Genomic DNA, 12,851 nt, shown 5'->3' with positions numbered 1-12,851 from the left:
CATAAAATATTCTAGTCTTTTCGTTTATTCTATCACACAATATTCGTGTTAACAAATAAAAATCTAAAATACTATCTAATAAAAAGAAAAACGCCCGTAAACTACGAACGTTTCTCTAATTCTTCATAAATAAAATCAACAATGTCAGACAAGGTTTCAAATCGCTCAATGGCCGCATCCGGAACATCCACCCCAAACTCATCCTCTAAGGTCAGGACAAATTCCATAATTTCCACTGAATCCGCAGCTATATTATCTGCTAAAGAAGATTCTTCCTGCACTTGAAAATCATCACCCTTCTCCTCTTGGATAATGGCGACAACCCGCTGATAAACCTGCTCTCTAGTCATTACTATCCTCCACTACTGAAAATTTGGCAACTGATTTTTCAACAATACCAGCCTCCAAAATCGAACGCGTCTGCTTAATCGTATAGAAAATAGCTGTTGCATCGCTAGACCCGTGCGCTTTAATAACCGGAGCTTTGAGTCCCAATAAGACTGCGCCGCCTGCCGTCTTGTAATCCAAGGCTCCTAGAGCCTTCTTCAAGGTCGGTTTGAGCAAGAGACCACCGATTTTGGCTAGGAAACTACCTGATTTGATAGCACCTGTCAACTGACCGACGATAGACTTAGCCGTTCCTTCAACTGTTTTCAACACAGCGTTTCCCGTGAAACCATCGGTCACAACCACATCAGCAACGCCGTTGAGCAACTCACGCGCCTCCACATTGCCGATAAAGTTGATAGACGGTTCCTGACTGAGAAGAGCAAAAGCCTCTTGATGCACAGGTGTTCCCTTGGTTTCCTCCGTACCATTGTTCAAGAGAGCCACGCGCGGATTCTTGACCCCACGCACATGCTCCGCATAAAATGAGCCAAGAATACCATACTGATAGAGGTGATGAGCTGTATTTTCTGCATTGGCCCCCAAATCCATCATATCAAAGCCCTTGCCATCCATAGTCGGCAGAGTGGACATGAGTCCGGGACGATCAATATTCTTGATGCGACCGACAACAAAGACACCTGCCGCCAGAAGAGCCCCCGTATTTCCAGCTGATAGCACTGCATCCGCCTGCCCATCCTTAACAGCCTGAGTCGCCAAAACCATAGAAGAGTTTTTCTTGCGACGAATAGCTCGAACTGGTTCATCATCCGAATTGATTTTCTCATCCGTATGGATAATGGTCACTCGCTCCGACGCTGTCAAATAGGGCTTGATTTTAGCCTCATCACCATAAAGTTGAATTTCGATGTCTGGAAAGGCAGCCAAGGCTTGATTGACACCTTCTACCACTGCCTGAGGGGCGTGGTCCCCACCCATAGCATCTACTGCAATACGTTTCATCTGTCTATTTCCTTCACTTTAGTCTTAGAGATATTATAGCACGATTTCATCTTTTTTCCTATTATTGAAAATAGCAGAGCAAAACAAAAATCCCCTTTCTCTCGCAAGAAAAGGGATAGTATCTTAAAATTCCATCTTCTTGAAATACTTCAATGTCAGATAGGCTAATACCGTCGAATAAACCAAGGTAACCAAAACAGATGTTCCTAATGTTGAAAACAGGCTTGCTCCTTCATACAAGGCATTAATATTACCAGTTGGAAAGAAGCTAGCCAAACCAAATACTGCTAAAATACTTGACCCAAGTGAGTAACCAAAGGCAACTGCCATAGTCGCTCCGACCCCTGAGTACAAGGAAACACAAGCAGCCAGTAAGACACAGACCAACATATCTAGCATACCGCCAAGGATACTTTGAGCAAACCCTGCATTTTCATCCGCCAGATGATCCCAGAAGGTCAAGGTAGCATAATCCAAATAACCAATACGAGTATAGTAATATACCACCATCACCAATAGGAAGATTCCTGTATAAATAAGGACAATCGTCACCAGACTCAAGACCTTGGCCCAAAAGATATCCTGACGCTTGATATCCTTATAGAGAAACATGGTATGGCTATCCGCCTCACCCTTGAAGACCGTATAGGTTAGATAGAAAAGGGCAAGGATAGGTAGAGTAAAGTCATTTGAAGACTTAAATAAACTACCAGTCAAAACTACAAATGAATAAAGATAGCCGTCACTTGCACCAGGCACCATGAAGTTGGAACCTTTTGGTAAAAAGGTTGAAGCCAGAAAAAGAGTCGGAAAGAGGAAGGCAAAGGCTAGGAAAATCTTGGTTTCCTTCCTCTTCCAAACACTGGCAAAAACAGGTTTAAAAATTGCTAACATACTATTCACCTCGACTAAAAATTTCTTTCAAGTGGTTTTCTTTTACATGAAGCTTGCTGATCAAGTTTTGACTAGCTAGGTAGGCTAGGACAGCATTGAGTTCTCCACTGCTTGCCTGAGTGGAAATCTCTAGGACATCCCCATCCAAAGTAATCGCCTCTGTCAAATAGGCTGAGAGAGCTTCCTTATCTGCTCTGCTATCAACCTCTACCAAGACACTCGGAGCTGACTGCCCAGCAAACTCATCTGCCAACTGACCTTTTTCGATATAGACATAACGCTCACAGAGAGCCTCCAACTCACCAAGCTGGTGACTGGAAATCAGCATAGAGATATTGCGTTCCTGTGACCAAGATTTGAGAATATCGATCAACTGTTGGACACCGACAGGGTCCAAGCCCACAAAAGGCTCATCCAAGATAAGGAAGTCTGGCTCTGCTACCATCGCAATAGCCAAGGCCGTCCGCTGTTTCATACCAAATGAGAAGCCTTTTGGTTTACGGTTGCGAGCCTCCCACAAGTCTAAGAGTTTGAGAGTCTTTTCAATATTTGGAAACATCTCTGTTCTACCATGCAAGGTCAGGTAAAACTTCAAATTATCAATAACAGACATCTCTGGATAGAAAACAGGGTCAATCATAATCCCAAAATCCTTGAGCAAGTTATCTGCCGTATGAATATCCACACCATTATAGGTAATGGTTCCTGTTGTCGGCTTGAGGGATTTAGCCATTAATTTCATCAAGGTCGATTTCCCAGCACCGTTTTTACCGATCAGGCCGACGATTTCACCCTTTTTAATCTCCAAACTCACATCTTTTAATGAGTAAAAGTCATTTCCAGCAAATTGTTTTGATAGGTTCTTGATTGTAAGCATTGTTATTCTCTCTTTCTTAGGTATCTTTTAATATTCAATTTTTTCAAAATTCTTGCGTGCCGAATGATAAGCCAATCCAAAATATAGCAGGATCAAACCTAGACTAATAGCAAAGGCAAGTCCAAATGGAAACTGTCCAGCCAGTTTGGTCGCATAGGTCTGTGGGAAAGTATAGCGAAAACCATTTAAAAGTGGAGCGATTTGAGCAAAAAGGTTAAAAAGTACCCCAGTCAAGACAGCCATTATGGTTGTTCGCTTGATAGATACTGCCGCTACCAGACTAAGCAAAATCAGATTTAAACCAATCATCGTCAAAATATAGAGCAAACTATAAGCAGCTTGATGAGCAGGAAGCCAGTGAAAACCATATCGGGGAGCAATGGTAACGACATAGGTCAGACTAGCGATAAGGACTGTCCCTAAGAAATAAATCACATAGACAGCAAAGAGACTGAGTAACTTGGCGTGAAGAATACTGGATTTCTTGATATCCTTGTAAAGAAACAGGATTCCTGAACCAATCTCATCACGAAAGACCGACGATACGATAAAGCCCATGATTAAGGCAGGTAAGACCAATTGGAATTGCAACTCCAAAGCCGACACGATAAAGGAAAGCCAACTACTTGCCACATCTGTGTTGATTTGAGCTCCTATACCAGCCAAGCTAGATACTAGCAAGGGCAAAAAGGCAAAGGCTAAAAGAATATTCACATCACGTCTTTTAAAAACGGATTGAAATACTGAAGGAAACAGATTCATAATTTAACTCCTTAGGACTACTACTCAATGAAAATCAAAATCAGGCTAGCTCCAAAGGTTTGTGGAACCTTTGGAGGTTGGAAATAGAGCGAACATCGTTCGTGTCTATATGGCGCAGATAGAACTCTGTTACTTTTTATATTTTCAAGTAACAGGCTGAAAACCTCCACTGGAGCTTTTCAGTCATCAAATCAAGTCAACAACGCCTGATTTTGATTTTCGAAGAGTATTGATTTGTGTTACAAGAAGAGTATAAACCAAAAGAGCAATAAAAAATGACCACTCTAATGAATGGTCGTTTATTTGTCATGAACGGTAAATTATTATGTTTTAACCGTATGTGGCACATGTAGTTCTTGACGGAATCGAAAAGCCTGACTAGTCGTCACCAGTCTACAAGACGGATAGTGTGACAGGATTTTCTGCACATTGGCCAAACCAATGCCTCGTCCCGCTCCCTTACTGGATTTCCCATAAGAAAAGATAGATTTTGTTTGAATCCGTTCTTCCACTGTGCTGTTTTCGATGATAAGGATTTTTTCACCTTGGTCTTCAAAATAAGCCACAAGCAGACTCTTCTCAGCTGATAAACTGGCTGACTCTATGGCATTGTCTAAAAAGATTGATAAGATGGTCACCATATCCAGCAATTCGATTCCTACTGGAGCGGTGCTGGCTTCTTCTATCTCAACGGTCAGCTGAATCCCCCGACTTTGAGCCTCCATCAGCTTAGCAGATAAAATACTTTTCATCGCAGTATTATCCAGATGAGCTAGATTTCCTATATCATAGGCATCTTGATAAAATTTCTGGTCTGTCCCTGCTAAAACCGTTTGATAGATAGCCCTGATTTCACTCACATCTTCCTGCTTGATAGCTTCATTGAGACTGACCAAGATATTGGTATAATCATGTCGAAAACTTCTAATGTCCTTATACAGGCTTTCCACATGCTGACTGTAGTCTTCTAAAGAAGATAATTGAGCATCCTTGGCTTCCTGCAATTCCTCACTTAACTGCTCTTTTAACTTGGTGTTGAGGAAAAAGAGACTACCGATAAAATAAGCAAAGTAAATCTTAATAAAATCTAAATCAACTAGGCTACCTCCAATACCAATCGACACTGAAAAGTCCATTTCACCTACCGACTGCCCCAAAATGAGGAGCGTATGGATTATCACAACATAGAAGAGCATGGAATAAATAAGGTTCTTGAGACTCTTTTTAAACTTTGGATAAGCAAAAACCTTCTTCATGTGCTGAAAATCAATTCCCAGCAAACGGATAAAGGTCCGATAAAAAGGAATAAAGAGCAAAAGGACCACTACCACAAAGAGAATATCAAGCCATTCCAGACGTGTCTGCCATAGTTGAAAGGTTGTCCACTTAAGCTGGTAAATCCCAAAGGTTCGCTGAAATAAATCAACCAAGACAAAAGGTGCCAAACCGTAGAACAATGATTGAGACCAAGTCCAAGACCGTTGAAATATCAAAAGATAGACCAAGAAATAAAAGGGTTCAAGGTAAGGAACACTGTCTGGAAAAAGGAGGAATAATCCCGAGAATAGACCTGAGAAAACAAACAATCGCCACCATTTCAAGCTCAGCTGACTCAACTGATTAAAAACTCCAAGCTTGATAAACCAGTCGATGAAGGACACTAGAAATACTAAACCAATAGCCATCATTTCCCAACCCTCTCTAGCAAACCTTTCAGTTTCATCCGAGAAACCAAGCAAGATTCCTCCTGTTCAAAATACACCATCCGCTCCACAGCATCCACACGAAGAATATTAGCAGGATTAACTACATAAGCCCGATGACTCTGGTACAATCGTTCATCCGTTTTAGCAATATCTGACACCTTGCCATAAAACTCTGTATGACCTGACTTGGTTGTCAAGACGACCTTATGAGGCGTTGAAGAGGTTTCAAAATACAAAATATCTGAAAAAGGAACTTGAATCTGAGAAAACTCACTCTTGAAAACAAAAGCATCATCGCTCACCGTCTGACTAATATGACTATAAGCATGTTGGAGAACATCTGCCACCGCTTCCTTAAAGGCAGGCTCATCCAACCCCTTATCAATAAAATCAAGAGCCGACACACGGTATTTATAGGTCAAAGGCATAAATTCCGAATGCGTCGTCACAAAAACAATCACAGCATGCGGATCACGCGCTCTTATCTCCCGTGCAATCTCCATCCCTTTCTTCTCCTCACCTCTAATCTCAATATCTAGGAAAAAGAGCTGATGATTTCCAGTCTCTGCCACAGCCTCTAATAACTGCTGAGGTTTACCAAACACTTCCAATGTCTTATAGGCAACGTCACTCGTTTTTACAACTTCCTCAATCGCCTGCTCCAACCTAGCTTGTTGCATAAAATCATCTTCCAAGATAAAAATCCGTAACATCTCATCCCCCCATTCATGACAAAATAAAGACTGTTCATGACAGCTCCACCCCATTTTCTCTAAAATCTCCTATACTAAGATATATCAAAGAAAGGAAAGAAGCCTACATGATCTATATCCTAAAACCATTCTTCTATCCAAATACGATAGAAAGGATTTTAAACCAACTGGGGCGACCCTTCCAAGTCAAACACAAAGAAGATTTTCCCGTCGCCCATCAAATTAACTACTATTTTATCATAAATACCCCTCAAAACATATTCTGGGATGGAATGAAGGTAGCAAAAACCATTCGCCAGCGAGATGACACTGGACAGCTCATCTTGATTGATGAAGAGCCTGACTACCAAGTCTGCTTCCGTAGTCACCTCTCCTTCCTAGCTGTCCTGACACCACACCAAGTCCAAACAGAATTACCGGAATATCTACAAAACAGCCCTCTCCATTGAGAAGGCTGTTCTTATTCTTCTGACTTCATAATCTGCCCCCAAGACGACAAATCATCGATAAATTTCTTGGACTTCAAGTGAATACCGACATATTCCTCATAGAGCTGGTCGATAAAGAGCCGCAACTTCCGTTTCATGTCCGGCTTGATCGAAATGGTTTCTAAATCATCAAAAGAAATGGCCTGAAGTTGGTCCAGCAAGTAGGGCACATTGGGGTCCAGATGAGCCCTTCGTTCATCCTTATGGTAATGTTGCGGACAGAGAACGCCACTGTATTGATAGGAATAGTCAAAAGGTAGGCCAACTCGGTGACAAAAAGCACACTCGTGAAAATTAAGCCCAATTCCAAACCGCTCCAGCAGTTGAATTTCAAAAATATTGGTCAAAATCTCATAGTCCAAGCCCGATTCCATCAAATCCAAAGTCTTAACCAAAAAGGTAAAGAGCGGCGCATCATGAATCCTATCCTGCAAGGCAGCATCCGCCAAGGCCATCAAATAAGTTGCGTAGCTGAGCTTGAAAATATCCCCATTAATTTCCTTGAAGGGCTGGACCTGATGAAAATCCTCGATGTAGCACAGACCCTCTTCATTGATTTTGACAATAAAATCCGCATAGGTCAAGGGCTGAATAGCCGCAACCAGCTTGGACTTAGAGGCATGTTTCACGAAAAACATCCGCTTGCCAGCCTGTTCCGTAAAAATCTTGACCAACTTGTCGTCTTCTCGGTAATTGCGATTATAAAGGACTAATCCCCTTGTCTCAATTCGCTCCATTTTCTTCTAAAAACTCTTTTAGACGGACCATGGCTGTTTGGATAGACTCCATGCTGGCTGCATAGGAAATCCGCACATAGCCCTCACCATATTGACCGAAAGCTGCACCCGGAATAAAGGCCACCGCCTTTTTCTGGGCAAATTCCTGTAAGAAGCTAAAGGAATCTTGACTATAGCCCGCAGGAATTTTCGCAAAAATGTAAAAGGCGCCATCTGGCTTGATAATCTTAAAGCCCAACTCCGTCATCTTCTCGATAATATAATCCCGACGCTTGATGTACTCCGCTCGCATCGGTAGAGCATCATCCTTACCATTTTTCAAAGCCTCAACCGCACCGTACTGCATAGCTGTCGATGCCGCTGTCACCAAGTACTGATGGCTCTTGATAATCTGCGCAATAATCGGCGCCTGACTCATGATTAAACCAATCCGCCATCCCGTCATAGCATGGGATTTGGACAGACCTTGAATGTGAATGGTCTGCTCAGGCAAAAACTCCGCAATCGACGTATGAGGCTGACCTGTGTAGGTCAATTCAGCATAAACCTCATCAGACAAGACAAAGATTGGGTATTTGCGCAAAACATCTGCAAAGGCCGCAATCTGTTCACGTGAATAGGTCACACCAGTCGGATTAGCAGGATAGTTGAGAATGACCGCCTTGAGCTTGTCTCCCTGCTCGATAATGGCTTGTTCCAGCATCTCTGGTGTCAATACAAAATCATTGACCGTCGTATCAATTTCCACAATATCTGCCCCGACCATATTAACAATCGGCTCATAACCAGGATAAGCTGGCGCAGGCAAGAGCACCGTATCTCCAGCTTCTAAGATAGCCACCAAGCTAGCCGACAAAGCCTCTGTCGCTCCAATAGTTGACAGGATTTCTGTTTCTGGATTGTAGGACAGATTGTACTTTTCAAATACAAATTCCGCTGCCGCCTGACGCAATTCCAAAAGACCTGCCATACCAGTATAATAACTCTTGTTGTCATCAATGGCCGCCTTAGCCGCTTCCTTGACATGGTCTGGCGTCGTAAAATCAGGCTCGCCCAGCGTTAATTTCAAAACTCCAGGAATATGAGAAATCGACTGATCAAACTGACGAATCATAGACACTTCAATTCGATTGAGATTTTTATTAAAACGATCTAATAAATTCATACATTCACCTCAAAAAGATATAGGTTTATTATAATACATTTCCAGCAGAATGAACAGAAAAAAAGAAGAGAAGCTTGCGCTCCCCTTTACCCTCATTATCTTTTATGTGATTCAAACAGCGGTGACAGCGGACGTTTTTCATGGATACGAATAATCGCTTCCGCCAACAAATGCGCTATAGAAATCTGCTCAATCTTATCAATCAAACGGTCTTGTGGAATCTCAATGGTATCCAAGACAACCAGTTTCTCTATGGCTGACTTACTGATATTATCCATAGCAGGTCCAGACAAGACAGGGTGGGTACAAGATGCATAGACAGCTGTTGCACCAGCTTCGGCCAGAGCATCTGCCGCATGGCAAATTGTTCCTGCCGTATCAATCATATCATCAATCAAGATACAGGTCTTGCCCTTAATATCACCGATGATATTCATAACCTCAGAAGTATTCATCTTATCGACACTACGGCGCTTATCAATAATGGCAATCGGTGTTTTCAAGAATTGGGCCAACTTCCGTGCACGGGTCACACCACCATGGTCTGGAGATACAACTACATAACCATCTCCCATCATGCCACGACGCTCAAAATAATCTGCAATCAAAGGCGCACCCATCAAATGGTCGACCGGAATATCAAAGAAACCTTGAATTTGTGCCGCATGGAGGTCAATGGTCAAGAGACGATTTACACCTGCGGTCTCTAACATATTAGCTACTAGTTTTGACGTAATTGGCTCACGAGAACGAGCCTTACGGTCCTGGCGTGCATAACCATAGTATGGCACCACAACGTTAACTGACTCAGCAGAAGCCCTCTTCAAGGCATCTACCATAATTAAAATCTCCATCAAGTTATCATTTACAGGAGAACTTGTTGATTGAAGGATGTACACATGGCTACCACGAATCGATTCTTCGATATTTACCTGGATTTCACCATCAGAAAATTGACGAACACTTGACTTCCCTAAAGGAATTCCCATTTCTTTTGCTACTTCAGCTGCAAGCTTTTGATTGGATGATAAAGCAAACAACATTAAGTCAGAAAACGCCATGACTGCCTCCTAAAAATTTCTACTTATCTATTTTAAACCTTTTTTCTCCATTTTTCAAATAAAAATAGAACGCCTCCAATAGACGTCCTATGAAATTTTAATTTGGATAAATGTAGCCAGCAATTCCTGAGGAACTAGCATTAAACCAGCCACGGAAATTACTTACATAACGATTACCGTTAAAGTTTGATTCCATTACCTGAATTTCAGATCCATTTACAGCTGTTACTACTGCAACGTGACCATAGTAAGAATTAGTCCATACTGCAACTGCGCCAACTTGTGGTGTCGAACCAGTTCTGAAACCAGCTGCCGCTGCAGAACCAAGCCATTGACCACCATTACCCCAGTAGTTTCCTACCCAAGGAGCAATCTGTTTAACACCCCATGTACATTCACCTACAGGATAAGTATTACCTGCAGAGTAAGTAACAACTGGTGTGGCAACCGTTGTCGCTTCAGCAGCCGGTGTAGCTGCCGCAACTGCTGGAGCAGGAGCCGGTGTAGCTTCCTGTGCTTGAGCTGGCGTCTCTGCCGCAGGAGTCGCAGGAGCTGGTGTGGCAGCTGCAACAGTATTAGAAATAACTGGCGCTACAGCCTGTCTTTGTTTAGCCGCAAGCTCAGCTTGACGAGCCTGATAAGCTGCTTGCTCTTCAGCCGCCTTACGCGCTGCTTCTTCAGCAGCTGCTTTTTGAGCAAGCAAAGATGCTTTTTCATTTTCAGCAGTTGCTTTTTCAGCAGCCAAGTTCAATTGAGCTGCTTTCAAAGATGCTTCTTGTGTTTTCAACTCAACCGCTGCATCTTCTAATTTTTGCTTGTTAGCAAATACAACGTTAATCGCTTCTTGGTTAGCGATTTGTTTTTCTTCAATAGCTTCTTTATCTAATTTTTGTTGTTCCAACATACGTTTGTTTGCCGAAACAATTTCACGCATAGCGTTAACACGAGATACTGCATCAACGAGCGATTTTGAATCCAATACAGTATTGATATAGCTAGTTGCAGAACCATTTACTTGAGCACTACGAGCTTGCTCTTTTAAGACACCATCACGTGAAACAATATCCGCAGACAGACGCTCAATTTCAGCGCTCAATTGAGCAGATTCTTCTTCTAACCGTTCATTTTCTGCATTCAATGCATCCTGTTCTGCATAGATGGCATTGACTTTTCCTTGAAGTGCTTCAACCTCTGCTTGTGCTGAAGCTTGTTGAGCTACAATCGAATTTATTTTCTCATCTTGAGCGGCAATTTTACTATCAGTATCATTTGCACTGATTGTCGCTACATTACCTACTTGAGAAAGAACGATCGTACTCAAAAATAGTGTAGCAATTACTTGTTTCTTCATATTGCAAGATACTCCTCTATACTTTCTGACTTCTATTATTCTATCACAAAAAATGCGCCCTAATATTACGCGTTTATTACACTTTTATGTCTTAACTGTGATGGAAAAAAATCGGCCTAGCCATGGATAAATAAATATAAAAATCAGAGTATTGATAATCAGAGTTGGAAGTAAATGATAGAAGAGAAAAATGAAAATAGACAGATGAGATAAGCTAAACACTCGTGCCAAAAGAAAGCCAATCATTTCAAAAAAGAAAATCATGACAAACTGCATCATAAGCAAGGTCCCAAATTTCCAAGGTAACTTATCACTAAAATAATAAACGAAATACAGCAGAACTGGGAATAATACCGTAGCTACACCAATAAGATCTAAGTAATAAATATCAAAAAGAAAACCTAAAATGGCCACTGGAAGAACTGACTGAGAAAAACGACATTGCAAACTAACATACAAGGCATAGAAAAAAAGAAGATAGGAACTCGCTGACAAAAATCCCGGTAAAAAATTTGTATACAAGAGGGCTAGTTGCCCATCCAATAGAAAAATAAGCACAGATAAAATTAGGAGTAGAATAGGAAACCATTTATTTCTCATATTATTTACCAACCATTAACACCGAATATAGATTGGAAAAATCAGCCGCAGGTGAGACAAATACAGACTTTTCACTGCTACTTGCATTTTCCTGCACAGACTGAACCTTCCCCACTGGCAGATTTGCCGGCACAGTTCCACCAAAATCGCTAGTCACCACCTGACTCCCTACCTTTATCTCCCTTTCTTCATTCAACTGCGAAATGATAAAGCTATTTGATTCAACATCATAACCAGATAGAATACCATAAACCGAGTCAGATCCCAGAATAATCTTGACGGGTACTTTTAACTCAAAAGAGTCATTCGTAAACAAGGAAACTACTGAACTAGTCGACGTCATATCTGAAACAAAACCAATCAAACCATTATTTGACAATACCAAGCTGTTTAAGGTTATTCCATCATTTTCCCCCATATCGACCGTTAGGGTCTGGTTCCAAGCCATTGGCGAACGAGAAACAACCATAGCAGCTGTAAAATCTAAACTAGAATACTCCTCCTTCATAGCAAGATTCTTTCTCAAGTTTTCGTTTTCTTTCACCAAACTTTCATTCTGTGATTGAACATTGCCAAGTGCCATAATTGAAGACTTAAGGTCACTATTTTCATCGTAACTGGCAAATAAGTCTTCTACAATATTCTTCTGTCGCGCTAAGGATTGAAAAGGCCAACCAACAAACCTATGAACAGTTGAAAGTCCATTAGTAACGACTGAAAATCCATTAATTATATTGACCCTCGTCGAAAGAAAAAGCAAAGAAAACGATATAATTACAACTGAAAGAGCGTATAAGAGATAGCGAAAAAATTTATTCATGACTGTCACCCAATTTGTGTAAAATAAAAAGAGATTATCTAACGATATCTCTTTACTACGGAGAATAAGGGATTCGAACCCTTGCGCCAGTTACCCGACCTAACGATTTAGCAAACCGTCCTCTTCAGCCTCTTGAGTAATTCTCCTTAATAACGAATGAAATGGGCACGAGTGGAATCGAACCACCGACCTCACGCTTATCAGGCGTGCGCTCTAACCATCTGAGCTACGCGCCCAAGATGATCTTGGGTAATGGCGCGAGACGGAATCGAACCGCCGACACATGGAGCTTCAATCCATTGCTCTACCAACTGAGCTACCGAGCCA

General features: G+C 41.7%; 14 protein-coding genes and 3 tRNA genes. 1 reads left to right on the top strand and 16 read right to left on the bottom strand.

Features of this window, described 5'->3' with window-relative positions:
* Positions 1-101: 101 nt before the first annotated feature.
* The 7 genes from ACHBIF_RS08480 to ACHBIF_RS08450 all read right to left on the bottom strand — a co-directional run bounded on the left by ACHBIF_RS08480 (position 102) and on the right by ACHBIF_RS08450 (position 6,302).
* Complete coding sequence (locus ACHBIF_RS08480; protein WP_394719886.1) at positions 102-350, bottom strand: phosphopantetheine-binding protein; 249 nt, start codon at positions 348-350, stop codon at positions 102-104.
* Positions 343-1,350 (bottom strand): phosphate acyltransferase PlsX, encoded by a 1,008-nt coding sequence (gene plsX / locus ACHBIF_RS08475; protein ID WP_394719884.1) that lies wholly within the window; start codon positions 1,348-1,350, stop codon positions 343-345. The genes ACHBIF_RS08480 and plsX overlap by 8 nt, the downstream gene beginning before the upstream one ends.
* A 123-nt stretch (positions 1,351-1,473) precedes the next feature.
* Entirely contained in the window at positions 1,474-2,244 is a 771-nt protein-coding gene (locus ACHBIF_RS08470; protein ID WP_029998642.1) for a hypothetical protein, read from the bottom strand.
* Position 2,245: 1 nt separating this feature from the next.
* Positions 2,246-3,121, bottom strand: coding sequence for an ABC transporter ATP-binding protein (locus ACHBIF_RS08465; RefSeq protein WP_024405030.1), 876 nt, complete (start codon positions 3,119-3,121; stop codon positions 2,246-2,248).
* Between the two features lie 27 nt (positions 3,122-3,148).
* Positions 3,149-3,883: a hypothetical protein gene (locus ACHBIF_RS08460; RefSeq protein ID WP_105107498.1), complete on the bottom strand. Its 735-nt coding sequence runs from the start codon at positions 3,881-3,883 to the stop codon at positions 3,149-3,151.
* 323 nt (positions 3,884-4,206) lie between these two features.
* Positions 4,207-5,571 carry a sensor histidine kinase gene (locus ACHBIF_RS08455; RefSeq protein ID WP_394719881.1) on the bottom strand — a complete coding sequence of 455 codons (1,365 nt, stop codon included), beginning with the start codon at positions 5,569-5,571 and terminating at the stop codon, positions 4,207-4,209.
* Positions 5,568-6,302 carry a response regulator transcription factor gene (locus ACHBIF_RS08450; RefSeq protein ID WP_170238958.1) on the bottom strand — a complete coding sequence of 245 codons (735 nt, stop codon included), beginning with the start codon at positions 6,300-6,302 and terminating at the stop codon, positions 5,568-5,570. Before ACHBIF_RS08450 ends, ACHBIF_RS08455 begins: the two co-directional genes overlap by 4 nt.
* Positions 6,303-6,409: 107 nt before the next feature.
* Here ACHBIF_RS08450 and ACHBIF_RS08445 point away from each other — a divergent pair, with 107 nt between their 5' ends.
* The gene (locus tag ACHBIF_RS08445; protein WP_394719878.1) at positions 6,410-6,751 is read left to right on the top strand and encodes a hypothetical protein; all 342 of its coding nucleotides are present in this window, start codon (positions 6,410-6,412) and stop codon (positions 6,749-6,751) included.
* An 11-nt stretch (positions 6,752-6,762) separates the two neighbouring features.
* Here the strand turns inward: ACHBIF_RS08445 and recO are convergent, their stop codons facing one another.
* The 9 genes from recO to ACHBIF_RS08400 all read right to left on the bottom strand — a co-directional run bounded on the left by recO (position 6,763) and on the right by ACHBIF_RS08400 (position 12,850).
* Entirely contained in the window at positions 6,763-7,527 is a 765-nt protein-coding gene (recO, locus tag ACHBIF_RS08440) for a DNA repair protein RecO (protein ID WP_394719876.1), read from the bottom strand.
* Positions 7,514-8,692: a pyridoxal phosphate-dependent aminotransferase gene (locus tag ACHBIF_RS08435; protein WP_394719874.1), complete on the bottom strand. Its 1,179-nt coding sequence runs from the start codon at positions 8,690-8,692 to the stop codon at positions 7,514-7,516. The genes recO and ACHBIF_RS08435 overlap by 14 nt, the downstream gene beginning before the upstream one ends.
* 95 nt (positions 8,693-8,787) lie before the next feature.
* Positions 8,788-9,753, bottom strand: a complete 966-nt coding sequence (locus ACHBIF_RS08430; RefSeq protein WP_105122067.1) for a ribose-phosphate diphosphokinase — start codon at positions 9,751-9,753, stop codon at positions 8,788-8,790.
* Positions 9,754-9,850: 97 nt separating this feature from the next.
* Complete coding sequence (gene pcsB, locus ACHBIF_RS08425) at positions 9,851-11,104, bottom strand: peptidoglycan hydrolase PcsB (protein WP_394719871.1); 1,254 nt, start codon at positions 11,102-11,104, stop codon at positions 9,851-9,853.
* An 84-nt stretch (positions 11,105-11,188) separates the two neighbouring features.
* Positions 11,189-11,704, bottom strand: a complete 516-nt coding sequence (mreD, locus tag ACHBIF_RS08420; RefSeq protein ID WP_394719869.1) for a rod shape-determining protein MreD — start codon at positions 11,702-11,704, stop codon at positions 11,189-11,191.
* A gap of 1 nt (position 11,705) precedes the next feature.
* On the bottom strand, positions 11,706-12,524 hold the full coding sequence (mreC, locus tag ACHBIF_RS08415) for a rod shape-determining protein MreC (protein ID WP_394719867.1): 819 nt from the start codon (positions 12,522-12,524) through the stop codon (positions 11,706-11,708).
* A 58-nt stretch (positions 12,525-12,582) separates the two neighbouring features.
* Positions 12,583-12,670 (bottom strand) — tRNA-Ser (locus ACHBIF_RS08410).
* A 16-nt stretch (positions 12,671-12,686) separates the two neighbouring features.
* Positions 12,687-12,760: transfer RNA gene (locus ACHBIF_RS08405), tRNA-Ile, on the bottom strand.
* A 17-nt stretch (positions 12,761-12,777) separates the two neighbouring features.
* A tRNA-Phe gene (locus ACHBIF_RS08400) sits at positions 12,778-12,850 on the bottom strand.
* Position 12,851 lies beyond the last annotated feature (1 nt).

Source organism: Streptococcus sp. A11, assembly GCF_043674225.1.
GTDB lineage: Bacteria > Bacillota > Bacilli > Lactobacillales > Streptococcaceae > Streptococcus > Streptococcus suis_V.
This window is presented reverse-complemented; position numbering and strand designations above follow the sequence as displayed.

Bases quoted from the DNA above. Each gene is read 5' to 3' on its own strand.
- ACHBIF_RS08480 (WP_394719886.1), bottom strand. From the start codon at position 350: ATGACTAGAGAGCAGGTTTATCAGCGGGTTGTCGCCATTATCCAAGAG.
- plsX (WP_394719884.1), bottom strand. From the start codon at position 1,350: ATGAAACGTATTGCAGTAGATGCTATGGGTGGGGACCACGCCCCTCAG.
- ACHBIF_RS08470 (WP_029998642.1), bottom strand. From the start codon at position 2,244: ATGTTAGCAATTTTTAAACCTGTTTTTGCCAGTGTTTGGAAGAGGAAG.
- ACHBIF_RS08465 (WP_024405030.1), bottom strand. From the start codon at position 3,121: ATGCTTACAATCAAGAACCTATCAAAACAATTTGCTGGAAATGACTTT.
- ACHBIF_RS08460 (WP_105107498.1), bottom strand. From the start codon at position 3,883: ATGAATCTGTTTCCTTCAGTATTTCAATCCGTTTTTAAAAGACGTGAT.
- ACHBIF_RS08455 (WP_394719881.1), bottom strand. From the start codon at position 5,571: ATGATGGCTATTGGTTTAGTATTTCTAGTGTCCTTCATCGACTGGTTT.
- ACHBIF_RS08450 (WP_170238958.1), bottom strand. From the start codon at position 6,302: ATGTTACGGATTTTTATCTTGGAAGATGATTTTATGCAACAAGCTAGG.
- ACHBIF_RS08445 (WP_394719878.1), top strand. From the start codon at position 6,410: ATGATCTATATCCTAAAACCATTCTTCTATCCAAATACGATAGAAAGG.
- recO (WP_394719876.1), bottom strand. From the start codon at position 7,527: ATGGAGCGAATTGAGACAAGGGGATTAGTCCTTTATAATCGCAATTAC.
- ACHBIF_RS08435 (WP_394719874.1), bottom strand. From the start codon at position 8,692: ATGAATTTATTAGATCGTTTTAATAAAAATCTCAATCGAATTGAAGTG.
- ACHBIF_RS08430 (WP_105122067.1), bottom strand. From the start codon at position 9,753: ATGGCGTTTTCTGACTTAATGTTGTTTGCTTTATCATCCAATCAAAAG.
- pcsB (WP_394719871.1), bottom strand. From the start codon at position 11,104: ATGAAGAAACAAGTAATTGCTACACTATTTTTGAGTACGATCGTTCTT.
- mreD (WP_394719869.1), bottom strand. From the start codon at position 11,704: ATGAGAAATAAATGGTTTCCTATTCTACTCCTAATTTTATCTGTGCTT.
- mreC (WP_394719867.1), bottom strand. From the start codon at position 12,524: ATGAATAAATTTTTTCGCTATCTCTTATACGCTCTTTCAGTTGTAATT.